Below are 25340 nucleotides of genomic sequence, written 5' to 3' on the forward strand. Positions count from 1 at the left end.
TATGCTCGTGAAAAAGGGATTGTTAATTATTATCAGTGGACCAAGCGGTGTTGGCAAAGGTACGGTTCGTAATTATTTTATGAATGATGAGTCTTTGAAACTTGTATATTCTATTTCTATGACTACAAGATCTCCAAGAGCAGGAGAACAGGATGGGGTAGATTATATTTTTTCAACAAGAGAAGAATTTGAAAAGGCAATTCAAAATGGAGAACTTTTGGAATGGGCAGAGTTTGTAGGAAATTATTATGGTACACCAATCGCTCAGGTTGAAAAACTTCGTGAAGAAGGGAAAAATGTTCTTTTGGAAATCGAAGTGCAGGGTGCAACACAGGTTAGAGAAAAATGTCCGGATGCAGTATCAATTTTCATTATTCCACCAAGCATGGAAGAGTTGGAAAATCGCATTCGCGGTCGAAGAAGCGAACCGGAAGAAATTGTGCAGCAGCGTTTAGCAAAAGCAGAAAAAGAAATGAAGATGATGAATAACTATAAATATATCGTCTGCAACGATGATCCAAAATTGGCTGCAGATTTAATTAGTTCTATCATTAAACGAAATATGGAGAAATAAAAAGAAAGATGCTCTTGTCAGATATAGGATAAGAACATCTTTTTTTATAGTATTTTTTTGTGACGAATATTAAACAATTCCCTGATCAATCATTGCATCAGCGACTTTTATAAATCCGGCAATATTTGCACCTGCCATAAAGTTATCTTCCATGCCATATTCTTTGGCAGTAGCACTTACGGTTTTATAAATGTTTTCCATGATTTGTTTTAATTTAGAATCAACTTCTTCAAATGTCCATGATAAACGTGCAGAGTTTTGTGCCATTTCTAACCCACTTGTTGCAACACCGCCAGCATTGCTTGCTTTTCCTGGTGCATATAAAATATGATTTGCCTGTAATACTTCAATAGCATCTGGAGTTGTTGGCATATTAGCACCTTCCGCAACGGCAATGACACCATTTTTTACTAACATTTCAGCATCCTCTTTATGTAATTCGTTTTGTGTAGCACAAGGAAGGGCAACTTCACAAGGAACACTCCAAATACTTCCTTCCTTATGGAAAGATGCATGTTTTACAATATCTGTATATTCATGAATACGTCCACGACGAACTTCTTTGATTTCTTTCATAATCGATAAATCAATTCCATTTTCATCCACAACATATCCACTGGAATCACTCATGGCAATCACTTTGGCACCTAGCTGCATAGCTTTTTCAGCAGCATAGATGGCTACATTTCCACTTCCACTGATAACAACTCGTTTTCCTTTGAAGGTATCGTTTTTATCGTTTAACATTGCTTCTGTGAAATAACATAATCCATAACCAGTTGCCTGTGTACGAACTAAAGAACCTCCCCAGTTCAATCCTTTCCCAGTTAACACACCACTGAATTCATTGCGAATACGTTTGTATTGTCCAAACATATAACCGATTTCACGTCCGCCAACACCAATATCACCAGCAGGAACATCCGTATCTGCACCAATGTATTTACAAAGTTCTGTCATAAAGCTTTGACAGAAACGCATGATTTCTCCATCACTTTTTCCTTTTGGATCAAAGTCGCTTCCACCTTTTCCTCCACCCATAGGAAGTCCTGTCAAAGAGTTTTTGAAGATTTGTTCAAACCCTAGAAACTTAATAATAGAAATATTTACGCTTGGGTGAAAACGAAGTCCTCCTTTATATGGTCCAATCGCAGAATTAAACTCTACACGAAAACCGCGATTTACTTGTATTTTTCCTTGATCATCAACCCATGGAACACGGAAGATAATTTGCCTTTCAGGTTCAACAATACGTTCAAATACACCCTTTTCCAAATATTCCGGATGTTTTTCTACCACGCTTTCCAAAGACAATAATACTTCATCAACTGCCTGAATAAATTCCGCATCGTTTGGGTTGCGCATGACAACCGCTTTTTTAATAGCATCAAGTTTAGCCATAAGAAACTCCTCCTTCATTCTTTTTCATTATACTCGCTTTTGGATGAAATGAAAACAAAAAAGCGCATATTTTCAAATTATTGAAAATATATTCATGATCAAATAAAAAAAGAACCTTTTTTCATCAAAAGATTCCGACGATTTTTCAACTTCTGTTTTTATATACTTAAGTCGGTGATAAATATGAGAGCAGATCAGTTAAAAAAAGGAGAAATCGCTAGGATCATACATATTGATGTGGAACCATTCTTAAAAAAACGTCTATTTTTTATGGGCGTACATGAAGGAGGAAGAATACGCTATATTATGTCATCTCCTTTTTATGATCCATTGCTTTTTATGGCGGCAGGAAACTGGCTGCTGCTTCGAAAAGACATTGCGAAACAGATAGAAGTGGAGGTTGGACAATGAAAGAATATACGATTGCGTTTGCGGGAAATCCCAATACGGGGAAAAGTGCATGGATCAATGTGTTAAGTCATTCCAATTTTCAGGTAGGAAACTGGGCAGGGGTAACGGTAGAGAAAAAAGAGGCAACACTTATCTGGAAACAAAACATGTATCATCTTATTGATTTACCCGGATGTTATGCATTAGATGAAGGTTATAATGAAGAACGTATTACGACAACGTATTTAAAAGAAAATCATGTTGATGTTATTGTTAATGTAGTGGATGCGACCAATCTTGCGCGAAATCTGCTATTGACCTTATATTTACGAGAATTGCAGATTCCTATGGTAATGCTGCTGAATTTTATGGATGAAGCAGAAAAGCAGCATATCGTAATCGAAACACAAAAAATCGCAAGAAGATTGCAAATTCCGGTTCTGGCATGCAGTGCTTTTGATAAAAGCTGTTATGCACGTGTAAAAGAAAGCATTATGGCACAGGTAGGAAAAGATGTATTATATTATCCGCTTCTTGATGAAGATTTGGTAAAAGTGTACATACGGATATTAGAACTATTGGAGAAGGCAAAACCAGTATCTTTATCTTTTACGGAAAGACAGTTTCATCAATTGACATTATCTTTGATCTATCGAAAAAAAGAAGCCATCAGACAAGCAGATAGCTGGGGTATCCATAAAGAAACAATAGAAGAAATGCTGCAGGGATATCCAATTGAAACCATAGAAAATACACGTTTTCATGTGATTGACAGTTTATTAAAATATGTAAAACAAGATGTAGAGAAGCGCTATGAAAGAAGTATGAAAATCGATAAAATACTATTGCATCCCATCTTTGCATTGCCTATCTTTTTTTTGTTTATGCTTGTTTTTCTAGTTTGTATTTTTCATATCAGCAAGCCATGGACAAACTGGATCAATGACATGCTGCAGCTGTATGGAGGAGCGTTTTTTTCGTTTGTTCTGCAAGATTTTCCGCTCATTCGTCAATTATTTGTGGATGGTATACTGGCAGGATTATCCGGTGTATTAAGTTTTGTACCATTGATGGCATGTTTATATATAGCCCTTGGAATATTGGAAGAAAGTGGGTATATGGCGCGCATTGCCTTTTTGTTAGATCGTATCATGCGTCAGTTTCATTTAAGTGGAAAAAGCTTTGTGGCATTGCTGATGGGGTTTGGCTGTAATGTGCCAGCGATTTATGCCAGCAAGACACTGGATGGGGAAGGATTAAAAAAACGCTGTGCTCTTCTTGTACCATTTATGTCTTGTGGGGCAAGACTTCCAGTATACTCTTTATTTTGTGCAGCTTTTTTTCCAGATAAAGAAATATTTGTACTTGTTTGTTTATACGGTATAGGAATTCTAGTTGCACTTGTATTTGGTATTATTTTATATCATGGAGACAGAAAAAAAGAGAAAGATATCTTTGTATTGGAAGTTCCTCCTTATCGATTGCCGCGGTTGTCAATTATCTGGAAAAAAGCCAAAAAAGAAGTGCAGGCCTATGTAAAAAAAGCATGTGGCATCGTCCTTTTTGCCATGTGTATTTTATGGTGCTTTAGTTACAGCCCAACACAGCATATAGAAGATAGTTTGCTTGCGAAAGGGGCAAAACAGGTGTCGTTCCTTTTTGAACCGCTGGGCTTTGGCAATCGCTGGGAATGTGTGGCTTCGCTTCCTGGTGGTATTCTTGCGAAAGAAACAATTGTTGGTTATTTTTCTTCTTTGCAATCAACCCAGCAAAAACAAGAACATGTAAAACTTGGATGGGAAGATATTAAGGAACGAACAACCACCAGTATTTCTCAAACCCTGTTTTTATCAAAAGAAGAACCGCAGGAAAAAGATACATCTTATATTCAAAATCTGTGGCATGATGAAAGAAGAAATCTTCGAGCATTCAGTTTTCTTGTCTATATCTTATTAAGTGTGCCTTGCATTATGACACTACAGGCACTATATCATACGTATGGAAAAAAGGTCATGCTTACAAGTATTGTGGCAATGCTAGTAATTCCTTATATCGTATCTTTTTGTATCTTCCATTTTTTCTCTTTGTTTTATTGAATGTTCTTCTTTATATGTATTGGTTAAATAAACTATGGTTATGGATCGATTTAATCTAATCTATCATGTTAATTGGTACCAGTACTATGCTTGAAAAAAATGAGCTTTCAGGTTATATGAATAAGATAAAGTAAATAATGTAGGAAAACTTAAAAATAATTCTATTACACAAGTAAAAATTTGGGGGATGCATTGGTGTTTGGTGCATCTCTCATTTTTGTTTATACAGCCACTGTAAAAAATAAATCTTATATCTTATATAAAACTTTCATAAAAATATGTGTTTTCTGATTGTTTTTATTTTAAATCATAAAAAAAAAGTCTATAATAGAAGAAAATGTGTAGTACAGGGAGGTCATTGCATGGCAAGAACAAGTGATGCGTTTATACAAAAGTATACAAAGATGGATATTGCGCAGTTAAAAGATCCGATTATCTTTGTTGTTGATATGATCAATGGATTTGTTAAGGAAGGAGCTTTGCATGATGAAGCAATTTCGAAAACCATTCAGCCAATATGTGATTTACTAGATAAAGAAGTGGGAAGAGCAATCTTTGTGGCAGATGCCCATCCGCCAAAAACAAGAGAATTTCTATCCTATCCATCGCATTGTGTGATTGGAACCAGGGAAAGTGAAGTCGTAGAAGAACTTTATCCATATGTTCACGAGCTGTTTCATAAAAATAGTACGAATACATTTACAAGTGTCGATTTTCAGCAGTTCTTAAAAGAAAGAATGCCTATGTATCAGGATATTGTGATTTGCGGATGCTGCAGTGATATTTGTATTATGCAGTTTGCTTTATGTTTGAATGCATGGTTAAATGAGCATAATGAAACTAAGAAGCGTGTGATAATTCCTATGGACTGCATAGATACGTATCATATCGATGATGTACATGATGCAGTTGAATGGAATGAATTTTCTATTCGAAATATGGAAGCAAACGGAATTCAAGTCGTTGCTGGATTTAAAGGAGAAAATTGTTAATGGAAAGTTTGGATTATAAATTTGATTTTCGAGATGAAAGAAATCTAAGTCTTGTCATGGACTTTTATGAACTAACGATGAGCCAGTGCTATTTTAACAGTGATCACAAGGATCGCATTGTTACTTTTGACTTGTTTTATCGTAAAAATCCAGATAATGGAGGCTATGCAGTTTTTGCAGGTTTAGAGGAAATTATCGGCTATATTCAAAATCTGCACTTTGAAGATGAAGATATCGACTATCTTCGCTCTTTGCATAAGTTTTCAGAAGAATTCTTAGATTATCTTCGTCATTTCATTTTTACAGGAGATATTTATGCGATTAAAGAAGGAACGCCGGTTTTCCCAAATGAGCCATTGATTCGAGTACGTGCAAAAATTATTGAAGCACAGCTTTTAGAAACTGCAATGCTTCTTTGTGTAAATCATCAGACATTAATTGCGACCAAGGCAAGACGCATCGTAAAAGCAGCTGATGGACGTGCGATTATGGAATTTGGGGCACGTCGTGCACATAATTTTGACTCTGCTAACTATGGGGCAAGAGCGGCTTATATTGGTGGTGTTGCAGGGACTGCAACAACGTATGCCGGACAGAAGTTTGGGATGCCGGTTTTAGGAACGATGGCACATTCTTTTGTACAGTCTTTTGACAGTGAGTATGAAGCATTTTTAGCTTATGCGAAAACATATCCAGAGAGCTGTACGGTATTGCTGGATACGTATAATACATTAAAAAGTGGTTTGCCTAATGCCATTCGTGTCGCAAAAGAATATTTAGAGCCAAATGGCTATCGTATGCAGGGGGTACGTATTGATTCCGGTGATATGGCATATTTGTCCAAAAAAATACGAAAAGCATTAGATGAAGCTGGTATGGAAGATTGCAATATCGTTGTATCAAACTCTTTAGATGAATACCTAATTCAATCTTTGATTCAGCAAGGGGCAAAAATCAACAGTATGGGAGTTGGAGAAAACCTTGTCTGCAGTAAATCAACACCGGTTTTTGGCGGCGTTTATAAAATGAGTTCCATTTATGAAAATGGGGAAATGATTCCAAAAATCAAAGTTAGTGAAAATATTGAAAAAGTAACCAATCCAGCATATAAAGACTTGTATCGTATTTATGATAAAGAAAGTGGAAAAGCACTTGCGGATTTGATGACATTGCATGGAGAAGTGCTTGATCCAAATGAAGATTTGACAATTTATCATCAGATGAACAGCTGGAAAAATAAAACCATTGAGAAAGGAACCTATACAGTAAAAAACTTGTTGGAACCGATATTTGTAAATGGAGAACTTGTCTATGATGTACCAAATTTAAAAGATGTGCGTGCATACAGTGAACAGGAATTTACAACAATTTGGGATGAAATTCAGCGTTTTGAATATCCGCAGACATACTATGTTGATTTAAGTAAAAAGCTTCTGGATTTAAAATTAAAGATGCTGGAGAATGTAAAACATGTTGACAGTAAATAAAAAAGAAATATTTTTGAAAAGGTTTTTATATGTATGTGCTGTGATATATGTGCTAACTTTAGCAGCAGGATTTTATATGAATTTTGTAAAAAAGGATTATGAAGCTCTTGGCATGACATTGGTCGCATGTATAACACCATTAATCGTACCAATTGGATTTAAACTTTTAAAGTTGAAACCGGTTTATGAAATTTATATTATATCTACTATTTTTGTATACTTTGCTTCTTTAATTGGAAGTGGTTTTGGCTGGTATAGTTATTTTGGATTTGATAAGGTGCTGCATTTTACAAGTGGCTGGTTTGTTACAACACTTGCCGTTATTTTGTATTTTGCGATACGAAAAACAAATGCATTTGAAGAAAAGAAATATTTTACACTGTTTTTGGTATTTATCAATGCAGTTAATATCGCTGTTGCAGAGTTATGGGAATTTTATGAATATGCCATGCTGATTTTCTTTAATAATGACTGTATCAATCATTATTCTCAAGGGGTTCATGATACGATTACGGATTGTTTATGTGCAACATTCGCAGGTATTTTGTTGACGATCATGATCGTTCGCTATTATAAGAGTGGGAAAAGCAATTTCTTTGTGAATGTATATGAAAAGTTTTATGTACGAAATATTGAAAGAAAGGACGTGTAGTCCTTTTCAGGTTGTTGACAAACTATATATTTTGAAAATATATAAAACCAATTTAAAAAAAGTGGTAGAAAGATTCCTTTTACTAGGTGATTTTTGGTAAATGATAGCTTAAAATCACCTGTTTTTTATACAAAAGTGGGGATAAAAAAAGACCGAATGACAAAGTCTGCTCAAAGAGCGACTTTGTCAACGGTCTGGAAAGGACGTGTAGTCCTTTTTATGTGCAGTAACGAATAATTTTTCATAGCTTTTTTTACATATTTCGCTTATAATGTACAGCAGGTTTAGGTGATAAAATGAAAAAAGCAACATTGCTGATTCGAAATATCGAAAAGATTTATACAATGCAGAGGAAAAAAGGAGAAGATGTTATTTATACACATGGAGCCATTGCATTTCATCATGATGAAATCTTATATGTAGGAGAGGAAGATGGTTCTAGATACATTGACAGTGATACACGTATCATTGATGGCACAAATCAAATTGCTTTTCCTGCGTTTATAGAATGTAATATAGATGTTAACTATTCTTCTTTTGATGAAGAAAGAAAACTTCGCGAAAAATTATATCTGGCAAGTAAAAAAGGGGTATTAACTTATGGATGCAAACAACTGTCTTCTAATATCCAGGATGTTTACTGGAAACTTACTTCTTTACAAAATATGAAATATCCGCTATGCAGTGTAAAAGAGGTTGTTGTTTCATCAAAGAAATGGAAAAAGAAACGCTTTTGTATTAGCAGTGCCTCTTCTATCATGAAAGGAGAGGATCAGCTTTTAATGGCAAGATTATTACATCTGCATTCGCAAACAGATGCAATGACATTATTAAAAGCATTAACGCTATATCCTTCCAGATGTTTAAAAGGGGTAAATACCGGGGTTTTAGAAAAAGGAAGGCAAGGCGATGTTTTGCTTGTTTATGGAAATCATATAAATGAAGTCTTTTCCGTTATGGAGGAATGTCATTTTTCTCATATTATAAAAAGCGGAGTTCATATTTTTCCAAATCTAATCATTTAAGCATGTTTCGACATTTTTCCATTCCTTTATCATATAGTATGGTAAAGAGGTGATAGGTATGGAAATTCTTCAGCATAATTATGAACGTCAAAATATATTGTTAACGGAAGATTATAGTCCAAATCCTGCGATGATCAATGAATTTCAAACGCTTTTTTTTACATGTAAGCTTATGAAAATCGAATTGTGCGGGCAGGAATTAAATGATTTTGTCGTAGATGATGATGCACAGTTTTTAATGCTGCATCTATCTATTAAAAATATTACGAATGAAATCTTAATGATGTATAAAGATGATTTTATGATTACTTTTGATGAAGATGGACCGTTTGAAGCAGAAAATAATTTTGGGGTAAAGTATCAGTTGAAAGATGAGTATGCATTGAAACCGCAAGAAGAAATTCATGGTTGTCTGGTTTTTATCATTTCCTCTTCTGCAAAGAAAATCAAACTTAGCTATACTGAGTATTTTGATGATGAAAGTGAAGGGAAAACTTATAAATTGAAGTATAAAATTAAATAAATGAAAAAATCTATTGACGAATATATAAAAAAGGAGTAATATCTAAAGCAGATATAAAATGACGTTGAAAAGAAGAGTAGGCATTGGAACTTTTCTAGAGAGTTTCCGTTTGGTGAAAGGAAATAAAGGGAATTTGCTGAAAATGGTCTTGGAGTTGTGCAGTCGAATGAAATTCAGGAGGCTGCAACGTGTTCGCCCGTTATAGCGATAGAGTATCTTTTCATTAGAAAACGTACTTGAAGAGGTCTATATTGCGAGATATAGATAAAATTAGGTGGTAACACGAAGTCAGCTTTCGTCCTATGGGATGAAAGCTTTTTTTTATAGCTGATGCAGGAGGGAAACTATGATTAGTCTGGAACATGTTAGTAAGACATTTTCTTCAACAGCAGGGAATGTACATGCGGTTAAAGATGTTACATTGCATATTAAAGACGGAGAAATTTTTGGAATTATTGGTTTTAGCGGTGCAGGTAAATCAACATTAGTAAGATGTATCAATTTACTGGAAAGACCAACGGAAGGAAAAGTGCTGGTTGCAGATGATGACTTAATGTCATTAAGTGCGAAAGAACTAAGAGAGGTTCGAAAAAAAATCGGAATGATTTTTCAGCACTTTAATTTGATGAAAAGCAGAACAGTGTATCAAAACATTGCTTTTCCATTAAAAGACAGTAAACTTTCCAAAGAAGAAAAAGATAAAAAAATTCTATCATTACTGGAATTGGTGGATTTAAAAGAGAAAAAAGATGCTTATCCATCACAGTTAAGTGGAGGGCAAAAACAGCGTGTTGCGATTGCCAGAGCTTTGGCAAACAGTCCTAAAGTTCTTCTATGTGATGAAGCAACGAGTGCACTTGACCCACAAACTACAAAAAGTATTTTAAAGCTTTTAAAAAGAGTAAATGAAGAGCTTGGCATTACAATTGTCTTAATTACACATGAAATGGCAGTTATTAAAGAAATTTGTGATCGTGTTGCTGTGATGGAAAATGGACATGTAGTGGAAGAAGGAAATATCGTAGATATATTCACAAATCCCCATGCAGAAGTTACTAGAAATTTCATTGCATCGACTTCAAATTTAAGTCAGATTTATGAAATGGTAGAACAAGGTTCCGATCTAACACGTTTACAAAGTGGAGAAGTGCTGGTTCGTTTGCATTATGGAGGAACTGGAACAGGGAAACCTTTAATTAGTGAAATTTCCAGAAAATTTAATGTAAATACGAATATCATTTTTGGAAATGTGGAAGTACTTCATCACATCCCTTTAGGAGATTTGATTATGATTCTTGGTGGAGAACAGGTAGATGAGGCTTTGCATTATATGAAGGAACATGATGTTGATGTGGAGGTGATTAACAAATGCTAGAACAGTTATTTCCTAATTTGATTGAAAAAATGCCAGAATTTATTCAATCCATTATAGATACCTTTGTGATGCTTGGGGTTACTGGATTATTTTCTTTAATTTTTGGAACTTTCTTTGGTGTCATTCTCGTAATAACAAAAAAAGGGAATATTTTAGAAAATAAAATTGTTTATTCAATTTTAGGAACGATTATTGATTTATTTCGTGCCATTCCATTTGTTATCTTAATTGCCTTTTTAACTCCTGCAACAAGAGCTATCATGGGAACAAGCATTGGTGTAAGAGGTGCATTGTTTCCATTGATCGTTGGTTCTGTACCTTTCTTCGCACGTCAGGTAGAATCTGCTTTATCGGAAGTAGATGGAGGCTTGATTGAAGCTAGTCAGGCAATGGGATGTTCTCCTTTCGAAATTATTATTCGAGTATATTTAAAAGAAAGTATTCCATCATTAATACGTGCCACTACGATTACCTTAGTTGCGATTATTGGATATATCACTATGGTTGGTGCCATGGGTGGTGGCGGAGTTGGAGATTTCGCAATTCGTTATGGATATTATAGCTATGAAACAGATTCAACAATTGTTTGTGTCATCGTCTTGTTGATCATAACATCTTTGATTCAAGGTATTGGAAACTATTTAGAAAGAAAAACAACACATTAGGATGATGAAAAGAGGATAGAAGTATGAAACATCATTTTAAACAACATGCCCGTATTTGTCGAATGTGCAGCTTATATGCATATTTGAAAATATAGGATAAACAAAAAGACAAGAAAGAAGAGGGAATGAAAATGAAAAAATTATTTGTAACTTTATGTGCAGCAGTATTGCTTGCAGGATGTGCTTCAGGAACATCATCACAGTCTAAAGAAGATAAAACTTTGACAATTGGTGCCAGTGTAACACCGCATGCAGAAATTTTAAATCATATTAAACCAGTTTTAGAAGAAAAAGGATATAGCGTAGATATTAAACAGTTTACGGATTATAATCGTCCAAATGTAAGCTTAGCTGATGGAAGCTTAGATGCTAACTATTTCCAGCATAAACCATATCTTGAAGAATGGATGAGCGATGCGAAAAAAGAAGGAGAATTAACAAGTGTATTTGCTGTACACTTTGAACCATTAGGTATTTATTCTGTGAAACATAAAGATTTAAATGTAAAAGAAAAAGCAGTTATCGGTATTCCAAATGATCCAACAAATGGTGGTAGAGCTTTAAAACTTCTGGAAGCTAATGGAATCATTAAATTAACAGAGGGTAAAGGAATTGATGCTACAATTAATGATATCGTGGAAAACCCAAAAAACGTAGAAGTAAAACCAATGGTTGCGGAAAACTGCGCAAAAAATATTCAGGATTTGGATTATGCAGTTGTTAATGGAAATAATGCATTAAATGCCAAAATTTCTGATAAAGTATTAGCTACCGAAGATAAGACAAGTGAAGCTGCACAGAAATACGCAAATATCATTGCAGTACAGAAGGGACACGAAGATGATCAAAAAATCAAGGATTTGATTGATGCATTAAATAGTGAAGATGTTAAGAAATTCATTGAAGATGAATATGATGGAATTGTAGTTCCTTTAGTGCCAGCAAAATAAGAATATAGATGCTCTTTTCCTCTTTGTTTAGGGAAGGAGCTTTTTTCTTTTTGGATTTCCTATGTCAAGAGTGGTATTTCTTTAAAAAGATAGTATAATAAAAGAAAATAGGGAGGGATGTAATTGAAAGATTCCCGTAGTTTTTGGAAGAAAAATGGATTTTTTATTATCTTAATGAGCAGCTTAGTTTTGATATCTGTATCTTTATTTATGTATACATTTTTAAAGAATCGCTCTCCACAGCAAATGATTTCAAATCCAAATACACCAGTTCAGGAAGAAGAAAATCAGGATGCTGTTATTACTATGTTTGAAGGAAAATACAATAACATTACACAAAATATAAATTTTAACTGGAGTTATACGAGCAATCAGTCTGCAATCGAAAGTGTTAAATTATTTTTAGAAGATCGTGAACTATTAGATGTTACAAGCTATAGCTCTCAATCACTGTCTAGAGAGATGTATGGAATTCCTACTGGAAATAATACATTTACTTTAGTAATAACAGATGAAGAAGGAAAGCAGATAAAGAAGAGTACAAATGTGTTTGTAAATTATGTAACTTATATCCATCAGGATATAAAAACAAAACAAAATTCAATGGAAATAACATTGACGTATACCTATGAGAAAAAAAATCCGGTAAAAGAACCACAGATGCTGATTTTAGATGAAGAACTTCCTTTTAATTATCTGCAATATAATGGAACAACTAGAAAAGAAGAAAATGGAATCATAACCGCAAAAACGGTATATGAAATATTCTGGAATGAGGAGTCTGGAAGTTATAATACATTCTCTGTGAGATGGTCTTTTGGAGATTACAGCGAGAATAATCAGGATTTTACAATTGATAAAACACCGGTATCGACTCCAAAAGAAAGTGAAAATGATTAAAAGCAGATTGGCTCTGCTTTTTCTTTACCAGGAAAGGAGCATATTTTATGAAGATTTTACATACTGCCGACTGGCATTTGGGAATTGCATTGCATAAACAAAGTTTAATGGAAGATCAATATGATTTTATAAAACAGTTAAAACAAATTGTGATGGATGAAAACATCGATGTGATCATCATTGCAGGAGATATTTACGATACGACACTTGCCAGTAAAGAAGCCATCGAACTCTATGATAAGTGCATGCATATGCTTTGTATGGAGTTACAAAAACAGGTGATAGTCATTGCGGGAAATCATGATTCACCAGTACGTTTATCATCCTGTTCCGCTTTGCTGGCACCAATGGGTTTGCATGTATATGGAAAACTGGAAGAAAAAGTAAAACCTCTTATATTAGGAAATACATGGTTTTATCCTATCCCCTACTTTCATCCGCAGACAGTTGCGAATCTTTATGGCGTTGAAATCCAAGATGAAGAGGAAGCATTTTTATGTATCCAAAACGATTTAGAGGAGAAATTAAACAAGAAAGATGTCTGTCATATTGCGATTGCGCATACGTTTATGGCAAATGCCAGCGTGAGTGAAAGTGATCGTTTCGCAACGATAGGAGGGAGTGGGATGGTTTCTTCCACGGTATTTGATAAGTTTGACTATGTTGCCTTGGGGCATCTTCATCGTCATCAAAAAGCAGGACAGAACGCATATTACAGTGGTTCTCCGCTTCCTTACTCATTTTCAGAAGCTTCCTATGCGAAAAAAGTATTAATTTATGATACAGATAATGGTGAAATTCAAGAAAAATGTATACAGCCTCTTCATTCATTAAAAACATACAGTGGAAAATTAGAGGATGTCATCACACAATTAAAACAAGATAATGACACACAAAGCTATGTGAAAATAGAAATTGAAGATAAACAGACAACGATCGATATGATGGAATATTTTCAAGAACTTCACGAAGGGATTTTACAGTTAAGCGGCATACACGAGGAAACACAAAGTCGGATTGGTGTTGATTTACAGACAATGGAAACCATGCAGGATGACAGTATTGTGAAACAGTTTTTTAAGGATATGTTTCAAGAAGAACTAGATGAAGAAGAAATGCAGCTTTTTTATGAAGCACAGAAAGCGGTAAAGGAGGAAGAGTATGCTTCCTGAAAAATTAGTAATACAGGCGTTTGGACCTTATGTTGAAAAACAGGAAATTGATTTTTCCGATATTTCCAGCCATCATTTGTTTTTGATCCAGGGAGAAACAGGAAGTGGGAAAACGATGCTTTTAGATGCGATTACCTTTGCATTGTTTGGAAAAAGCAGTGGTGGACAAAGGGAAAGTATGGAAGCGATGCGCTCTCGCTTTGCAAGTGATGATATACATACATTTGTGGAATTTATATTTTCTTTAAAAGGGAAACGATATCGTTTTGTGCGAAAAGTAGAGGTAAAGACAAAGCGAAACAAAGAAAAAGTATGGAAAAGCAGTGTCGATGCCGGTGAAATTGTAAATGGAGAATTTCTTCCGTTTTTTGAGAATCCAAAACTAAAAAATGTGGAGGAAAAAGCAGAAGAACTGATTGGACTTCGCTATGAACAGTTTGTACAGGTCATGGTGCTTCCACAGGGGAAATTTGAACAGTTTCTGACAAGCAAAAGTGAAGAAAAGCAAGAAATATTAAAGACATTGTTTCAGATGGAACACTGGGAAAATATCAACGCGTGGCTGGTAGAATACATAAAACAAGAAAAACAGAAACTGGATGATCTGCAGGGAAAACAGCAAATCTATCTGGAAACGTTAAAAGAAGAATCTATTGAACAGGCAAAAGCAACTATGGATTCTTTGAAAACAGAGCTGGAAGAAAAGAAAAAGGAACTCATAAAACAAAATAAAAAGGTAGCGTGTTTGGAGAAAGAACTTGTAGAACAGAAACAAAGAAATGAAGATGAACAGGCATTTGAAACGTGCAGGAAAGAACTGGATACATTACAAGAAAAACAAGTTACCATCAATGCACAAAAAGAAAAGCTGGCTCATTATAAAAAACTGCAGGGTATTCTTCCTTATTATCATGCATATGATACAGCTGCAAAACAATATGAAAAAAGGATGCAGCAATCCCAGTTGGCATATGAAAAACTAAAAAAGATACAAGAGGAAAGTTCTTTAGAGAAAGAGAGAAAACAGCAGGTAGAAAGTTTACAGAAACATGAGGAAATATGCAGAAAAACATATCAATCTTTACAGGAAGATATGGTCCTTTTAAAAGAAATAGAGATACTAAACAAAACATGGGAAGAACATCAAAAACAGCAGAAAGAAATACTGGAAAAAGAAGAAAACGTTAGTAGGCTTTTGGAAGATACGCTAAGAAAAAAAGATGCAATGCAGAAGGATATACAAATATTAAAACAGGAATTACAGAGCAAAGAAGATATAGATAATAGACATCGAAAGCTGGAACAGGCAAAAATACTGGATGAAGAAAAACAAAGTATCAATATAGCATTAGAAAAAGAAATCCAGAACCAGCAGATGCAGGAAGAGAAGAGAAAATCCTATGAATTGGAAGTTGAAACTGCAGATGCAAAACATGAAAAAGTGTACCAGCAGTATTTACAAACAGCTGCGCTGCAGCTTTCCAAAGATTTAGAAGAAGGAAAACCTTGTCCGGTATGTGGTTCTTTGCATCATCCTTCCTATGCACATGTTTCTCATATGTATGTTGATTTACAGGAATTAAAAACATATAAAGAAAAACTGGAACAGGCGAAAGAACAGTATCAGAAACAAAAGGACTTACTAAAAGAAATCAACCTTTCTATACAAACGAAAAAACAGCGTTGTATACAGATTGATAAAGAAATTTTGCAGTTATTGGAGAAACCATTTACGAACGAAGAGTTTGAGACTGTGCAAAATAATCTTCAAATAATGCAGAAAAAAGAAAAACAGTGGCAAAACTTGCTGGTGGATGAGCAAAATATACAAAACGAAATCCAAAGACTGTATGTATTAAAAAGTGAATATCAAAACAAATCTATCACATATAAAGAAGAAAACAGCGCATATAGTGCTACTTTGAAACAGAAAACAAGTCAGCTGCATTCTCAGGATTCTATGGAAGTTATAAAGAAGCACTACCAGCAGACAGAACAAAAACAAAAGCAGTATGAAAAAGAAATAGAGATGTTACAGAAGCAAATTGAAGAAGTGAAATTACAGGAAGCTGCTGTGAAAGAAAATTATGCACATGCACAAGAGGAAGAAAAAAAGGCAAAAGAAGAAAAGAAACAGGCAGAAGATAGGTTTGTAAAACAATGTTTTACATATGGAGTAGAGAAAGAAGAAATTGTAGAAATACCAGAAGAAAACATACTTTTAAAAATGGAAGAGAGCATTCAAAGCTATGAACAAAATGTTGTGGAAGTAAGTGCACGAAAGGAAATGTTAGAAGCACGTTTACAAAAGATGGAAAGCAAGGATGTTCCTGCTTTGGAAGAAGAAAGTGAACAGGCAAGAAATGGATTAAAACAACTGCAGGAAGATACGGCAAAACAAAGAAGTCAATGGGAATTGTATCGAGCTACGTTAAAAAAAGCAGAGGATACACAACGTCTTATAGAAGTACAGATGCCGAAATTTTTAAAGAAACAGCACTTTGTAAAAGCAATGCGTGGCGATAATGGAGTGGGAATTGAACGTTATGTATTAGGTGTGCTTCTGCAAACAATTTTACAATATGCAAATCAGCTGTTGCGACAGGTTCATGATGGAAGATATCAGCTGTATCGAAGTGATGAAGCGATTGGAAGAGTGCGAAAAAGTGGATTAGAACTGGGAATTTATGATTCCTATTCCATGGGACAGCGAAGTGTGGTATCGTTAAGTGGAGGAGAAAAGTTTCTGGTATCACTTGCATTATCACTGGCAACCTCTTTTGTTGTGCAGTCAAAAAATGGGGGTATGCAGCTGGATGCGATGTTTATTGATGAAGGATTTGGTACATTGGATGAACATAGTATTGCGGATGCTTTGCATATCTTGCAGACAATGACAAAGCGAAAAGGAATGGTTGGAATTATTTCTCATGTAGAGATATTAAAGGAAAATATTGCAGATGGTATAGAAGTATGTAAAACAAGAAAAGGAAGTACAATTCGATTTAGAAAGGCGTGAGGAAGATGTATGAAGATTTAAAAAGAGTTTTACAGGAAAGCGAACATATTGTATTTTTTGGAGGTGCCGGGGTAAGTACGGAAAGCAACATTCCAGATTTTCGTTCGCAAAGTGGAATTTACAGTAAAAAAACATATCCATATCCGGCAGAAGTTATGATTTCTCATGATTTCTTTGTAACACATCCAAAAGAATTTTATGATTTTTATTTCAGTGAAATGGTATATGAAAATGCACAGCCCAATCCTGCTCATATCGCACTGGCAAAACTAGAAGAAATGGGAAAGTTAGATGCGATCGTTACGCAAAATATTGATGGACTGCATCAAAAAGCAGGAAGTAAACATGTTTTAGAACTGCATGGCAGCATTCATCGCAATCGATGCAGTGGATGTCATCGTTTTTATACATTGGAAGAAATGAAAGAAAATCGAAAAGAGGGAATTCCAGTATGCCCACATTGCGGAAAAATTTTAAAACCAGAAGTGGTGCTGTATGGAGAAGCGCTCGATAATGCAGTTGTAGAAGAAAGTATTCGCTGTATTGCTCAGGCGGATACACTGATTGTTGGAGGAACTTCTTTAGTTGTATATCCAGCAGCAGGATTGTTACAGTATTTTAAAGGAAAACATTTGATACTTATTAATAAAGATATGACTTCAATGGATCATAAAGCAGATATAATTATTCATGATCCAATTGGAGAAGTATTAAAAGAAGTTGTGTTAGATTAGTAAAAGTAAACCCAACAGTAGTAAATAGTCTTCTGTTGGGTTTATACATTTTTTTATTTTCGTTTTCTCTTTTCTAAAAGAACAGTTGCAAGCAGCCATAATCCTAAACCAATTGCGGTAATATAACCAATAAATCCTAAAGCAGGGATACCAAAAATCTTAGGTGTCATTTGTGTTGTGCACAGGATACTGCTTGCCATTAACAAACCTGCACTGACAACGCCAACAGTTAATTTGTTTACCATATGATTTACGGTTGTTAGAGGTACTGTGGAATCCATGATTTCCAGATTGATTTTTAATCGTCCTTTCATGATGGTAGAAAATACTTCAGATAGCTGGACGGGAATTCGAAGAGAATGGTTGGCGGCATCCCATACCTGTTTTCCACTTGTTGAAAGTTCTTTTTTAAAGTCTATTTTTTTTAGGATATGGGAACTGACATGGTTCGCTGCAATTTCCAGAATATTCGTAGATGGGTCAAGAAGTGTCATTGTGCTTTCCATGGTTACTAATCCACGGGCAAGCATGCTGATACCTTTTGGCATAGAAATACGATATCGATGGGCAATAGAGAAAATTTCCTGTACAGCATCACCGAGCTGGATATCCTGTAATTCCAGATGCAAGTATTTCTGCATAAAAGTTTCAATATCATCATATAAAAGAGAATGGTCAATTCGTCCGTTATGAACACCCAATGTTAAGATGACATCTACAAGTTTTTGCGTATCATTACTGGCAATTGCGATAACGGCGTTTTTCATTAAATCTTTATCCTGTTTGGATAACACTCCCATCATTCCAAAATCAATCCATACGATTTTTCCATCACGAATACGAATGTTACCAGGGTGTGGATCTGCATGAAAGAACCCATCATCTACGATTTGCTTAATATAGTTTTCTGCCAGTTTGACTGCGATTTCTTTACAGTCATAGCCATTATTTTCTAGCAGAGAAAAATCATCAATTTCAAAACCGTCAATATATTCCATCACAAGTACACGGCTGGTAGAAGCATCTATCATGACCTTTGGTGCAGAGATATAGCGAATATCTTCGTTCAAGCTTTCAAAACGCATGGCAAATTGTGCTTCATTTAAAAAATCCATTTCTTCCTTTGCTGTATGCCAGAACTCATCCAATACAATGTTGATATCGACAACGCTTCCAAGTATATCATTTAAGTGAAGCAGGTTGCCGGCTCTTCGAATAAGGGAAATGTCACGCTCCATAGTTTCATAGATGTGAGGACGCTGTATTTTTACGACGATATCTTTTCCATCCATTAATTTTGCTTTATGCACCTGTGCAATTGAAGCACTTCCAAGAGGAGTGGTTTCAAAAGATTGAAATACTTTGTCCATCTTCATACCATATTCATCCTCAATCACACCGATGACTGTTTCCATATCCATAGGAGCCACACTGTCACGAAGTTTGATAAGCTCTTTGCAGTATCGCTGGGAAAACATGTCTTGTCGAGCGGACATAATTTGTCCGATTTTTACAAATGTTGGACCTAGATCTTCTAGAATTTCACGAAACTTTACAGGATCGATCCCTTTGTTAATTTCATGCTTTTTTAGAATGCCGATGATTTGGGCAAGACGTTTTTTACTGCTTAGTGTAGAAGTAGCTTTATTCTTCATTGTCAGCCTTTTGCAGTTGTTCGATTTTTTCTTTTAGTTTTGCCAAATCTTCAACACTCATGGTATCCAGATTTTGTAAGATGGTTTCTGTGTCTGGTGCGGGTGTCAGTTTTTCTTTAATGGTGTGTTTTAATTCTTCATTCAACACCTTTCCCTGTTCAACGGTAAGTTCTCCTTTTTCTACAAGCTGGTCAATCATTTCTTTTGATTTTTCAGCGGTTACAGCGGCAGCACCAATACCTGCCAATATTAGTTTTTTTAAATCTTCTGTTAATGTAGTCATAAAACGACATCTCCTTTTCTTTACTTTAATTTTAACACTTTTCTGAAAAAAGAATACACTTTCATTCATTTTTAGAATGGATATTTTCATTTCTTTTATTCTTTGTTACAATAGATTTGGTGATATATATGAAATTTGTTTCCTTTGAAAAATATCTTCAACATGCGGGTATCTTATATAATAAAGTGCGATACAGCAAACAAGCGGAATATCAAAAACTGCTTTGGGAAGATCACAAATGTTTTTATCGTGTGTATTTGATTGGACATAATTATACTGGAGAGTATGAGGAAATGGAAGAGCGCTTAAAAAATGTAAAAAGAAAGGCGGTGTGATTTATGCGAAAACAATGGAAAATAGGAGTTGCTTTATGTCTTGTCATGGTTTTACTTTTCGGATGTAATGGAAATAAAGGAAAAGATGCAAGGATGGTTACAGATGCTTTTTTACAGGCTTTACAAAATCATAATGTTGCGGTTGCACAGGAGTATTCTTTATGGGAAAAAGAAGAACTGGAGCTTTATCAGGTTACAGAGGAAGATTATATAGCAGGTATAGATGAACAGCTGCAGGAAGAAGTTTTAAATAAAGTAATGCAATTCACTTATGTGATAGAGCAAGTTTATGAAAAAGAAGATAATGCTGCAGTTAGTATAGAATTGAATATGTATAGTTTTAAGGATGCATTGAAACAGGGAATAGAAGAAGCAGAGAAAAAATTGAAAAATGCAGGCAATAAGAACGAAGCTGAAAAAGCACAGCAAGAAGTTTTACAGATTTTGTTTGAAAAGATGCAAAAAAGTGAAGACAAGCATATTACTACTTTGAAAGTAAATTTAGTAAAACAAAATGGAGTATGGAAAGTTTCTGATAATAATGAAGAACTTCAAAAGGCATTAACAAAAAATATAGAAGATATTTTACAGTATACAAACATGGAATGAAATTACATTAAATAGGCAAGTGTGTATGTAAAGTATTATATAGGTGGGATGAGTTATACGAATCAGAGTTCTTAAGTAAAAAATACCAAAAAAACACCTGATTCCATAAGCGAAAGAGGTGTTTTTTTGTACTACATTCGTATGGCGAGTGCTTGAATCTATCAATCAAATTGTATCGCATATCGACCATATTGACAGCTGGATTTAATTTTTTCTTTTCAAAATCATATATTTTTGTATATATACTATAATTGTGAATTGTTATGTCTTCATAAAAATTACATCTTTTACAATATCTTTAAGAAATGAGGGGTCTATTTAATGTTAACAAAATCATTGATAGATATGTTATATACTATTTTAATTTATTTTGTAAATTCAATAAGTGTTATTGGGATAATGTGGGTTTATCAGAAAGTCAGAAATATAAAAATAAGTTTCATTAAATTTGCAGTGGCGATTCTTTTTTGTGTCATAACTTATATTTTTTGTTTTGAAATTCTATTAGCTCCAGTAACCCAATGGATTCTATATGATTGCAATAATGATATTTTGTCATGGGCATATGTTAATATAACCAATTATATTGTTTTAGTATCATCAATCTATTTATTTTTAGAAAAAGATATAAAAATAAATCTAATTCTTACTTCCATTTTATGGGCAATGTATACATTTTTATTATTTGGATTTAATAACTTTTTATATTTGATTTCATCATCTGGATCAATATATTATCTTCTGTTAGGAATACTGATGGCAATTATGATCGCACTTCTTCAAAATTTCTTAGCAAAAAAACTTCATTTAAATGAAATCATGATAGAGTTTGAAAAGAAAAATTATTCCTATTTATCTATCATCTGCATTTCTATTTTGATTATAATGGCTTTTGCCTGGACACAAATCATCATACCAAAAGGCAAAGCAGAATTTCGATTAGAGGAAGTTATGATAATTTTTCTGGTCATCACTTTTTCAATTGTTTTAGTTCAATATGCATATAATCTCTTAAAAATCAAGCAGGAGAATGAATATAACCAAATAGTATTACACCAGCAACAGCTGTATATTCAAGATTTAGAAGATATTCAGCAAAACATGCGAGCTTTTAAACATGACTATAAGAATATGATGTCTAGTCTTTATCTTGATTCAAAGGAAGGGAATATCAAAAAGGTTGAAAACTTAATTCAGGGTATGATTGACGATTTTGATGATACTATAGATTCAAAAATGGCATTAACAACGCAGCTTTCCAATATACGCGAAAGCGAAGTCAAAAGTTTACTATTTAAAAAGATTACGGATATCTATCATAAAAAAATAAGTTTTCATTTGGAAGTGTTGTACCCACTGCATAAAAACAAAATCCAAACAATTGATTTAGTAAGAATATTAGGGATTCTTATGGATAATGCAATAGAAGAAGTGGAACAAAATCATAATGATTTAACCTTGCTGATATTACAGGAAGAAAATTCTTTAACAATTGTTGTAGAGAATTATGTGGAAAAAGAAGTAAATATTAATGATATAAATAATAGTGGTTTTACAACCAAAAAAGACCATTCTGGAATTGGTCTTCAAAGTTTAGAAACGATTATAGAAAAATATCCAAATATTTCTTATAAAGTTAGCTGTCGTAATCATCGTTTCATACAGGAAATTATTATTTTTAACAGTTAGGGGAGATGTGTGTGTTACAGATTTATATTTGTGATGATGAAATCGAAATTTTAAACTTCATAAAAAAAGAAATTGATAATCAAGTTTTAATACAAGATTACGATATGATGGTTTGTTCTTGTTATACAAATCCTATTGATTTAATGAAGGATATCACAAACAGCAAAACAAGGCGAAACTTGTATTTTTTAGATGTTGAACTAAAAAATGAGAAATACGATGGTTTTCTTTTGGGAAAAGCGATTCGTAACATTGATCCGCATGCCACAATTGTCTATATCACAAGTTACAAGGATTTAGCATACAAAACGTTTCAGTACCATCTTGAAGCATTTGATTATATTGTCAAAGACAGTGAATTTAAATTAAGAGAATCTATTTGTAACTGTTTGAAATCTATTGTGTCACAGATAGCTCAGGAAAATATTGATCCTATAGAGTACTATACTTTTAAAACTGGTGAAAAGATACACCATATTCCTTTAAATGAAATCTTGTATATTGAAACTTCAATGAGATCTCATTTTGTGATTGTTCACGCATTACATGATCGAATCGAATGCATTGGCAGTCTATCCGATATAGAACAGCAACTCAAACCCAGATTTTTAAAAATACATCGCTCTTACATAGTCGCATTGGATAAAATTGATGAGCTTGATCTTAAAAATAATCGAGTATGGATACAGGGAAATATGTGTTTGGTATCTAGAAAAATGAAATCAAAACTTTTAGAAGCATTAAACAGGGTCTTATAGGGATCCTTTTTTATGCTGTTTAGGAAATAAATGAACCATTTAAGAAATAATCTGCTTTGTACTCTAGGAAACAATATAATGATTGTGAAAGGAGTTGAACAAGATGAAAAATGAATATATTCGTATACAACACATATCAAAGGAATTTCATTCAACAGTGGTACTGAAAGATTTAAATGCAGTTTTACATAAAGGAGAAATACTAGGTTTTTTAGGGCCAAGTGGTGCCGGAAAAACAACGACCATTAAGATTCTAACAGGCCAATTAAAATTAACAAAAGGGGATGCATATGTTTTAGATATTCATTGTGACAACATAGATGAAACGATTTATGAACAAATTGGTATTGTTACTGATAATAGTGGAATTTATGAAAGAATGAGTGTATATGATAATTTGAAGTATTTTTCTAAAATTTTGAATGTTTCAAAAGAAAGAATTGACGTATTACTAAAAAGAGTAGGATTGTTTGAGCATAAAATGAAGTTGGCAAGTCAATTATCAAAGGGACAAAAGCAGCGTTTGATCCTGGCTAGAGCAATCCTGCATACACCCAAAATACTGTTTCTTGATGAACCTACAAGTGGATTGGATCCATCAACGGCCTTAACGATTCATAATTTATTGCTGGAGCTTAAACATGAAGGAATGGCTATTTTCTTAACAACTCATAACATGGAAGAAGCAACAAAACTTTGTGACCATGTTGCTCTTCTTAATGAGGGTGTGATTGTTGAGTATGGAAGTCCAAAAGAATTATGTATCAAGCATAATCAGGAAAAAAAGTATAAAGTTATTTTAAACGATGACAGTGAGCATATTTTATCAAACAAGGCTAATGATATTGAAAAAATGAGGCAATGGCTGTTGGAAGATAAGGTTGAGGCACTTCATTCCTGTGAACCAACATTGGAAGATGTGTTTATACATGTTACTGGAAGGGGGTTAAACTAAATGATTTGTATAAGAAAAATATCGGCAATCATGGAAATGAAAGCCAAAGCGTTAATGAGTAAAAATTTTTTAATTATGATGTTATTTTCAATTGGGTATGGATATTTAATGAAAACAATCATAGGGGAAGTCAGTACGTATGCATTATCAATGGCTGTACTGTTTAATATCGCTATGGCATTGTATGTTACTGCTTTATTACTTGCCGAGGAAAAAGAAAAGAATACTCTGCGTGTACTTATGACATCTTCTGTTAGAGGCATTGAATATTTTTTAGGAACAGTATTTCCAATACTTATTGAAGTGGAAATTATCAATGTTATTCTTGCTTTGTTATTAGGTGTTACGATGAATCCTTATGTGTGGATGATCTATCTTTTAATGACTTCCTTGGCAACGCTATCATGTACTATGATAGGGATGATATTTGGAATTTTTGCAAAAAATCAAATGAATACGAGCTCAATTATCACACCAGCAGTTATTATTTTAATGTTGATTCCAATGTTTTCTGAATTACTTCCATTTATGAAAGTCATCTCTGAGTATTTATTTACTGGTATTGTGATGAACGTAATTAACAAATTATCTTATGCAAATATTTCCGTTTCGCTGATACAATGGTGCATATTATCTAGTGAATGTATTATTACTTTGCTGTTATTTCTGATTTTATACAAAAGAAATGGGTTTGAAGCCTAATTTCAAAAGTATCATATTCAGATAAAATAACCAAAACAGTAAATTGTCCTTATAAAAATCTAAGAAAAAAATAAAAGAAAAAGGTCGAATAGCCTAAGTGATAATTTTAAAAAATCACTTAACTGTTACGACCACTTTTTTTGACTTGAATAAAAAAATCTCCTACTGGAGATTTGCTTATCTATATGGGGCGGACGATGGGGATCGAACCCACGCATGACGGGACCACAACCCGCTGTGTTAACCACTTCACCACATCCGCCATGTATACTCATACAAAGAAATAATATATATGGGGCGGACGATGGGGATCGAACCCACGCATGACGGGACCACAACCCGCTGTGTTAACCACTTCACCACATCCGCCATATCTGACTTTGCTTGAGCGAGTCATAT

At 34.0% G+C, this 25340-nt stretch carries 24 protein-coding genes, 2 tRNA genes and 1 other annotated feature; of the genes, 21 read left to right on the forward strand and 5 right to left on the reverse strand.

The genetic code is table 11. The features are described from left to right. Window positions 1-7: 7 nt before the first annotated feature. Window positions 8-574: a guanylate kinase gene (gmk, locus tag A9CBEGH2_RS01975; protein WP_115716031.1), complete on the forward strand. Its 567-nt coding sequence runs from the start codon at window positions 8-10 to the stop codon at window positions 572-574. 69 nt (window positions 575-643) lie between these two features. Here the strand turns inward: gmk and gdhA are convergent, their stop codons facing one another. Then, window positions 644-1975 (reverse strand): NADP-specific glutamate dehydrogenase, encoded by a 1332-nt coding sequence (gene gdhA / locus A9CBEGH2_RS01980; RefSeq protein WP_115714570.1) that lies wholly within the window; start codon window positions 1973-1975, stop codon window positions 644-646. A 183-nt stretch (window positions 1976-2158) separates the two neighbouring features. On the opposite strand from gdhA, the gene A9CBEGH2_RS01985 reads away from it, so the two are divergent. From A9CBEGH2_RS01985 to A9CBEGH2_RS02050, 14 genes are all read left to right on the forward strand, one after another. Further along, the gene (locus tag A9CBEGH2_RS01985) at window positions 2159-2386 is read left to right on the forward strand and encodes a FeoA family protein (protein ID WP_115714571.1); all 228 of its coding nucleotides are present in this window, start codon (window positions 2159-2161) and stop codon (window positions 2384-2386) included. Next, entirely contained in the window at window positions 2383-4461 is a 2079-nt protein-coding gene (gene feoB / locus A9CBEGH2_RS01990) for a ferrous iron transport protein B (RefSeq protein WP_118361138.1), read from the forward strand. Before A9CBEGH2_RS01985 ends, feoB begins: the two co-directional genes overlap by 4 nt. A 362-nt stretch (window positions 4462-4823) precedes the next feature. Continuing rightward, window positions 4824-5453 (forward strand): cysteine hydrolase family protein, encoded by a 630-nt coding sequence (locus tag A9CBEGH2_RS01995; RefSeq protein ID WP_118361136.1) that lies wholly within the window; start codon window positions 4824-4826, stop codon window positions 5451-5453. After that, window positions 5453-6940 (forward strand): nicotinate phosphoribosyltransferase, encoded by a 1488-nt coding sequence (locus A9CBEGH2_RS02000; RefSeq protein ID WP_118361134.1) that lies wholly within the window; start codon window positions 5453-5455, stop codon window positions 6938-6940. The genes A9CBEGH2_RS01995 and A9CBEGH2_RS02000 overlap by 1 nt, the downstream gene beginning before the upstream one ends. Window positions 6941-7016: 76 nt before the next feature. Beyond that, entirely contained in the window at window positions 7017-7592 is a 576-nt protein-coding gene (locus A9CBEGH2_RS02005) for a DUF2238 domain-containing protein (protein WP_456298101.1), read from the forward strand. A 296-nt stretch (window positions 7593-7888) separates the two neighbouring features. After that, complete coding sequence (locus A9CBEGH2_RS02010) at window positions 7889-8617, forward strand: imidazolonepropionase (RefSeq protein ID WP_118361130.1); 729 nt, start codon at window positions 7889-7891, stop codon at window positions 8615-8617. Between the two features lie 58 nt (window positions 8618-8675). Continuing rightward, window positions 8676-9140, forward strand: coding sequence for a DUF4352 domain-containing protein (locus A9CBEGH2_RS02015; RefSeq protein WP_115714577.1), 465 nt, complete (start codon window positions 8676-8678; stop codon window positions 9138-9140). 55 nt (window positions 9141-9195) lie between these two features. Beyond that, window positions 9196-9446: a binding site (T-box leader), on the forward strand. 40 nt (window positions 9447-9486) lie between these two features. Further along, window positions 9487-10515 (forward strand): methionine ABC transporter ATP-binding protein, encoded by a 1029-nt coding sequence (locus A9CBEGH2_RS02020; RefSeq protein ID WP_115714578.1) that lies wholly within the window; start codon window positions 9487-9489, stop codon window positions 10513-10515. After that, window positions 10509-11180 (forward strand): methionine ABC transporter permease, encoded by a 672-nt coding sequence (locus A9CBEGH2_RS02025; protein WP_118277071.1) that lies wholly within the window; start codon window positions 10509-10511, stop codon window positions 11178-11180. Before A9CBEGH2_RS02020 ends, A9CBEGH2_RS02025 begins: the two co-directional genes overlap by 7 nt. Before the next feature lie 131 nt (window positions 11181-11311). Then, on the forward strand, window positions 11312-12130 hold the full coding sequence (locus tag A9CBEGH2_RS02030; protein ID WP_321191707.1) for a MetQ/NlpA family ABC transporter substrate-binding protein: 819 nt from the start codon (window positions 11312-11314) through the stop codon (window positions 12128-12130). Window positions 12131-12253: 123 nt separating this feature from the next. Further along, a complete protein-coding gene (locus tag A9CBEGH2_RS02035; RefSeq protein WP_118277073.1) occupies window positions 12254-13030 on the forward strand; it encodes a hypothetical protein in 777 nt (258 codons plus the stop codon). Between the two features lie 47 nt (window positions 13031-13077). Then, on the forward strand, window positions 13078-14202 hold the full coding sequence (locus A9CBEGH2_RS02040) for an exonuclease SbcCD subunit D (RefSeq protein WP_118361126.1): 1125 nt from the start codon (window positions 13078-13080) through the stop codon (window positions 14200-14202). Then, window positions 14192-17221, forward strand: a complete 3030-nt coding sequence (locus A9CBEGH2_RS02045; protein ID WP_163104172.1) for an AAA family ATPase — start codon at window positions 14192-14194, stop codon at window positions 17219-17221. Before A9CBEGH2_RS02040 ends, A9CBEGH2_RS02045 begins: the two co-directional genes overlap by 11 nt. Before the next feature lie 5 nt (window positions 17222-17226). Next, entirely contained in the window at window positions 17227-17955 is a 729-nt protein-coding gene (locus tag A9CBEGH2_RS02050; RefSeq protein WP_115714584.1) for an NAD-dependent protein deacylase, read from the forward strand. A 53-nt stretch (window positions 17956-18008) separates the two neighbouring features. Here A9CBEGH2_RS02050 and A9CBEGH2_RS02055 read toward each other — a convergent pair whose 3' ends face one another. Beyond that, window positions 18009-19610: an ABC1 kinase family protein gene (locus tag A9CBEGH2_RS02055; RefSeq protein WP_118361120.1), complete on the reverse strand. Its 1602-nt coding sequence runs from the start codon at window positions 19608-19610 to the stop codon at window positions 18009-18011. Further along, a complete protein-coding gene (locus A9CBEGH2_RS02060) occupies window positions 19600-19893 on the reverse strand; it encodes a phasin family protein (protein WP_115714586.1) in 294 nt (97 codons plus the stop codon). The genes A9CBEGH2_RS02055 and A9CBEGH2_RS02060 overlap by 11 nt, the downstream gene beginning before the upstream one ends. Before the next feature lie 128 nt (window positions 19894-20021). Here A9CBEGH2_RS02060 and A9CBEGH2_RS02065 point away from each other — a divergent pair, with 128 nt between their 5' ends. The 6 genes from A9CBEGH2_RS02065 (at window position 20022) to A9CBEGH2_RS02090 (ending at window position 24941) form a co-directional block, all read left to right on the forward strand. Then, the gene (locus A9CBEGH2_RS02065; protein ID WP_118361118.1) at window positions 20022-20228 is read left to right on the forward strand and encodes a hypothetical protein; all 207 of its coding nucleotides are present in this window, start codon (window positions 20022-20024) and stop codon (window positions 20226-20228) included. 3 nt (window positions 20229-20231) lie between these two features. After that, on the forward strand, window positions 20232-20837 hold the full coding sequence (locus tag A9CBEGH2_RS02070; protein WP_115714588.1) for a hypothetical protein: 606 nt from the start codon (window positions 20232-20234) through the stop codon (window positions 20835-20837). 321 nt (window positions 20838-21158) lie between these two features. Then, window positions 21159-22526 carry a sensor histidine kinase gene (locus A9CBEGH2_RS02075; RefSeq protein WP_163104173.1) on the forward strand — a complete coding sequence of 456 codons (1368 nt, stop codon included), beginning with the start codon at window positions 21159-21161 and terminating at the stop codon, window positions 22524-22526. A gap of 11 nt (window positions 22527-22537) precedes the next feature. Then, window positions 22538-23284, forward strand: a complete 747-nt coding sequence (locus tag A9CBEGH2_RS02080; RefSeq protein WP_158572228.1) for a LytR/AlgR family response regulator transcription factor — start codon at window positions 22538-22540, stop codon at window positions 23282-23284. 103 nt (window positions 23285-23387) lie between these two features. After that, window positions 23388-24239 carry an ABC transporter ATP-binding protein gene (locus A9CBEGH2_RS02085; protein ID WP_163051330.1) on the forward strand — a complete coding sequence of 284 codons (852 nt, stop codon included), beginning with the start codon at window positions 23388-23390 and terminating at the stop codon, window positions 24237-24239. Next, entirely contained in the window at window positions 24240-24941 is a 702-nt protein-coding gene (locus A9CBEGH2_RS02090; protein ID WP_163051332.1) for an ABC transporter permease, read from the forward strand. 186 nt (window positions 24942-25127) lie between these two features. Here the strand turns inward: A9CBEGH2_RS02090 and A9CBEGH2_RS02095 are convergent. Continuing rightward, window positions 25128-25203 (reverse strand) — tRNA-His (locus A9CBEGH2_RS02095). Between the two features lie 31 nt (window positions 25204-25234). Then, window positions 25235-25310, reverse strand: a tRNA-His gene (locus tag A9CBEGH2_RS02100). Between the last annotated feature and the right edge of the window lie 30 nt (window positions 25311-25340).

The organism is Amedibacterium intestinale (genome assembly GCF_010537335.1).
Classification (GTDB): Bacteria; Bacillota_I; Bacilli_A; order Erysipelotrichales; family Erysipelotrichaceae; genus Amedibacterium; species Amedibacterium intestinale.

Excerpts from the sequence above, each read along its gene's own strand:
- A9CBEGH2_RS02060 (WP_115714586.1), bottom strand. The coding sequence starts at position 19,893 with ATGACTACATTAACAGAAGATTTAAAAAAACTAATATTGGCAGGTATT.
- A9CBEGH2_RS01995 (WP_118361136.1), top strand. The coding sequence starts at position 4,824 with ATGGCAAGAACAAGTGATGCGTTTATACAAAAGTATACAAAGATGGAT.
- A9CBEGH2_RS02030 (WP_321191707.1), top strand. The coding sequence starts at position 11,312 with ATGAAAAAATTATTTGTAACTTTATGTGCAGCAGTATTGCTTGCAGGA.
- A9CBEGH2_RS02045 (WP_163104172.1), top strand. The coding sequence starts at position 14,192 with ATGCTTCCTGAAAAATTAGTAATACAGGCGTTTGGACCTTATGTTGAA.
- A9CBEGH2_RS02010 (WP_118361130.1), top strand. The coding sequence starts at position 7,889 with ATGAAAAAAGCAACATTGCTGATTCGAAATATCGAAAAGATTTATACA.
- feoB (WP_118361138.1), top strand. The coding sequence starts at position 2,383 with ATGAAAGAATATACGATTGCGTTTGCGGGAAATCCCAATACGGGGAAA.
- A9CBEGH2_RS02085 (WP_163051330.1), top strand. The coding sequence starts at position 23,388 with ATGAAAAATGAATATATTCGTATACAACACATATCAAAGGAATTTCAT.
- A9CBEGH2_RS02000 (WP_118361134.1), top strand. The coding sequence starts at position 5,453 with ATGGAAAGTTTGGATTATAAATTTGATTTTCGAGATGAAAGAAATCTA.
- A9CBEGH2_RS02075 (WP_163104173.1), top strand. The coding sequence starts at position 21,159 with ATGTTAACAAAATCATTGATAGATATGTTATATACTATTTTAATTTAT.
- A9CBEGH2_RS02015 (WP_115714577.1), top strand. The coding sequence starts at position 8,676 with ATGGAAATTCTTCAGCATAATTATGAACGTCAAAATATATTGTTAACG.
- A9CBEGH2_RS02090 (WP_163051332.1), top strand. The coding sequence starts at position 24,240 with ATGATTTGTATAAGAAAAATATCGGCAATCATGGAAATGAAAGCCAAA.
- A9CBEGH2_RS02055 (WP_118361120.1), bottom strand. The coding sequence starts at position 19,610 with ATGAAGAATAAAGCTACTTCTACACTAAGCAGTAAAAAACGTCTTGCC.
- A9CBEGH2_RS01985 (WP_115714571.1), top strand. The coding sequence starts at position 2,159 with ATGAGAGCAGATCAGTTAAAAAAAGGAGAAATCGCTAGGATCATACAT.
- A9CBEGH2_RS02050 (WP_115714584.1), top strand. The coding sequence starts at position 17,227 with ATGTATGAAGATTTAAAAAGAGTTTTACAGGAAAGCGAACATATTGTA.
- A9CBEGH2_RS02040 (WP_118361126.1), top strand. The coding sequence starts at position 13,078 with ATGAAGATTTTACATACTGCCGACTGGCATTTGGGAATTGCATTGCAT.
- A9CBEGH2_RS02005 (WP_456298101.1), top strand. The coding sequence starts at position 7,017 with ATGAATTTTGTAAAAAAGGATTATGAAGCTCTTGGCATGACATTGGTC.
- A9CBEGH2_RS02070 (WP_115714588.1), top strand. The coding sequence starts at position 20,232 with ATGCGAAAACAATGGAAAATAGGAGTTGCTTTATGTCTTGTCATGGTT.
- A9CBEGH2_RS02065 (WP_118361118.1), top strand. The coding sequence starts at position 20,022 with ATGAAATTTGTTTCCTTTGAAAAATATCTTCAACATGCGGGTATCTTA.
- gdhA (WP_115714570.1), bottom strand. The coding sequence starts at position 1,975 with ATGGCTAAACTTGATGCTATTAAAAAAGCGGTTGTCATGCGCAACCCA.
- A9CBEGH2_RS02025 (WP_118277071.1), top strand. The coding sequence starts at position 10,509 with ATGCTAGAACAGTTATTTCCTAATTTGATTGAAAAAATGCCAGAATTT.
- A9CBEGH2_RS02020 (WP_115714578.1), top strand. The coding sequence starts at position 9,487 with ATGATTAGTCTGGAACATGTTAGTAAGACATTTTCTTCAACAGCAGGG.